This is a genomic window from Pedobacter sp. 05L430, assembly GCF_056397585.1.
Genome location: NZ_JBFTNT010000398.1, coordinates 1 through 3,199, shown reverse-complemented (window position 1 = coordinate 3,199; position 3,199 = coordinate 1). Strand labels below are relative to the sequence as shown.

Sequence of the window (3,199 nt, the reverse complement as noted above, 5' to 3'; positions counted from 1 at the left end):
GTATGAAGATACTTAATGAAATTCTTTTGATAAGCTTTCTTAAAAATATTGGACGCAATAGATTCATTTTCCAAAGCATTGGCCAGCATTACGTAATCTTCATCGGCAGAAACTTGTGTATCCGTCCATAAATAGAACATTTCTGTAGCTTCCTTTTTATTATTTGGCAGATGGTTTTCCGGGATCCCTAATAAATGGCCAACATATTTCCAAAGATGAAAAACACCAAGCTCTTCATTTTCCGAAATCTGCATACCCAATTTATGAAGCCCATGAAGATAGAAAAGGCTAAATCCTATATTAGTGGCAATCATATCGCCTAAATTAATTGGTTCACCCCATTTTTCTTTATCCCAATCTGTGTGTTTTTCTTTAATCATTAATCTTGAAAAAGAATGTATCATCCTGGTTCTGACAATATACTGATAGCCAAGTCCATTAATTTCTAAAGCTTTATCACGTGTAACATGTACCCAAAAATCCAATGTATCGGTTATTCTTTTAGCAGGCCCCTTTTTTAGCGCACCTGTATAAATAAGGGCCTTGTTTAAGTAAGCATAATCATAACCACTCATAAGGCTATAATCTCTCAAAGAAATGAGTGCGTTAGTTCCACTGCGCATACATAAATTGCAGCCCATTTTTATCAAGTCATCGTTTACCCAGGCAGGTTTCTCCTGCATAGTTAAAAACATTTTTTTCAAGTGATCAGTTAAGTTATCATCTTCAAGAACCTTATTTTTAGATAATTGCCTTACGTATAAATAGGCTTCGCCAAAACTTCTTCCATCAAATATTTCTTTTGCTGCTTCATCGCCCAAAACATCATATTTAGTGGCCAGCTTCACAAACTTATTTGGGATATTAAGATTGAGTTTGGCTCCCGACCATTCAGTTAACTGCCTTCCGCTACCCTTCTCCCAAAACCTTTTTAAGCATAAATCCATATAAATATGATTGTTTGATTTAACCAAGATACTGCAAAACTGCATACAATATTTCTCATCACTTGATTTAATTTCAGTTGATAAAACAATTTCTTTTGATCATTGTTTTCCTTCCAGGTATGGTGCGCTATCTTTCTTTATATAAGACGAATAGACACATCAACCAAACTTAAAACCAAAATATAAAACCGTATGAAAAATCTGACAATGAAAACAACCGCGCTCTTGGTTGCCCTGGTTATCATGGGAACCACGTTTACAAGCTGCAAAAGTGGCCCAAAAGATGATGCTGTAAAAGCCGCAGTGGAAACTGCACTGCTCTCAAACCCACACATTGCCGAAGCCGCTGTAACTGTTGAAAAAGGCGTAGCAACAATATCGGGCCAAGTTCCTGATGATGCAACTAAAGCAGACGTCGATAAAACTGTTGCAGGAGTTGCCGGAGTTAAATCTGTTGTAAACAATCTGACTGTGGTCCCCGAAACTCCGAGCGTACCTGTAGCCGCTACTGATGTGCTTACCAATGCCGTTAAGGATGCTACTAAAGATTTCCCCACAGTAACTGCAACGGTAAATGATGGCGTAGTCACATTAAAGGGTGAAATCCAAAAAGCAAATCTCCAGAAATTGATGATGGCTTTAAATGCGTTGAAACCTAAAAAAGTAGACAATTCACAACTGGTTATTAAATAGTTAAAGGAGATATATAAAATGGCTTTACAAGAAAAATATAAAGAATTGATAGATACTGCTACTGCACAGGGGGTTAACAACCTAAATGTACGTGAGCAGGAAGGTGTGCTATATATTGATGGCGATGCCAGTGGTTCAATAAAGCAACAACTGTGGGATACTTATGAACGTCTCGATCCCAATTACTCTTCTGGCGATTTAGTGATGAATATCAATAGCATAGCTGGCGTTACAGAAGGTTCAAAACTAAAAGTAACAACCAACAGCTCTAACTTAAATATTCGTAGCGGTCCTAGTACCGATGCTGATATTGTAGGCAAGGCTGCCAGGCATGAGGTGGTTACACTGGTTAGCAAAGCAAATGACCAATGGTGGGAGATTAAAACTGATAATGGGGCTGCAGGATATTCCTATACGCAATACCTGACACCGCTTTAATCACACCAAAGAAGGGGTGTCTAAAAAGATAAAGTCGTCATCTCTTTTTAGACACCCCCATTTAATTTGAACATTAACGATAAATATCCCGCATCCTAAAATTAAACTGAGTCATGATCTGACGTGTAAGTTCTCTGTACAATTCATTATAGTCAGGTCTGTTGTTAAAATTACCCCTAACTATATCCCAATCTTTTGCACTTAAAGCCCTTGAATCGCCAGTATATTTACCAGTAAGGCTTTCCCAGGTATATTGTGCAGGAATTCTGTCTGATGCGATCAACTTTCGGGATACAGCATCTGTGATCCTGTAGTCCATTATGGCTCGTGAATTTATGATTCTTCTCACAGCACTTATAGTTGCTGTAACGGTAATAGTGCTGGCACTTCCCGACATTTTATCACTCTTAGCAGGAATCTTTTTAGACACTCTATATGAATAATTATTGGTAGCCAGGTTGCTGAACCAGATGTCATACATCGATAGTTCTAAATTCTGATCAATTCTTCTATTTTGCCCGTCATTTCCGGTATAAAATTCATAATAATTAGAGTTACCAATTGAGTTTAAGTTCCATAGAATATCTCTTTCAAAGAAGCTCCCATCTATTGAATAATATCCAAAGCGCTGATCAAATTTAGTAACCAACACATTTGTAATAGCTGCTTCATGAGCCTCTTGTTTCTTTTCTATCACATCTTTAAAACCGGGAACATATTCATCAGCTAGCTTTAAGTTATTATAAGCGTTACGGGTGCTTACCCTATCTTGCCTATCCAACAGCGCAATTCCTCTATTATAATGTGCTTCAGCAGCACTCAACGCTGCCTGATTTAATTCGCTCTCATAATTTCTGGGACTGAAAGTGCTTATCTTTACGCCTGCATTCTTAAAACCATCGTACATTTTTTGCAGAGAGAAATAACCGTTATAGATGTTTGCAAACTGTTCTGATTTTCTACCCTTTCCTCCTTTCGCTGCCAAAATATCCTGTTCATATCTGGTCGAAGCTTCTTTGTATGCATCGGGAAGAATTTTTAAAGCATCAGAATTGGATGGATTCTTTTTAAGATCACTAATTGCAGCATAAAAGGCCTTATCATATTCTCCCTTCTCGTAT

4 protein-coding genes are annotated in these 3,199 nt (G+C 37.6%); 2 read left to right on the top strand and 2 right to left on the bottom strand.

All coding sequences use genetic code 11. From position 1 onward, the window contains the following. Positions 1 to 947, bottom strand: a 947-nt coding sequence (locus tag AC1DG9_RS25440; RefSeq protein WP_477635502.1) for an oxygenase MpaB family protein, incomplete at its 3' end; no start/stop codon positions are given. 192 nt (positions 948 to 1,139) lie between these two features. On the opposite strand from AC1DG9_RS25440, the gene AC1DG9_RS25435 reads away from it, so the two are divergent. After that, positions 1,140 to 1,640, top strand: a complete 501-nt coding sequence (locus tag AC1DG9_RS25435) for a BON domain-containing protein (RefSeq protein WP_216854300.1) — start codon at positions 1,140 to 1,142, stop codon at positions 1,638 to 1,640. Positions 1,641 to 1,658: 18 nt separating this feature from the next. Then, positions 1,659 to 2,078: an SH3 domain-containing protein gene (locus tag AC1DG9_RS25430; RefSeq protein WP_172659176.1), complete on the top strand. Its 420-nt coding sequence runs from the start codon at positions 1,659 to 1,661 to the stop codon at positions 2,076 to 2,078. A 73-nt stretch (positions 2,079 to 2,151) separates the two neighbouring features. On the opposite strand, the gene AC1DG9_RS25425 is transcribed toward AC1DG9_RS25430, so the two are convergent. Then, a partial coding sequence (locus tag AC1DG9_RS25425) for a hypothetical protein (RefSeq protein ID WP_477635501.1) occupies positions 2,152 to 3,199 on the bottom strand: 1,048 nt, incomplete at its 5' end.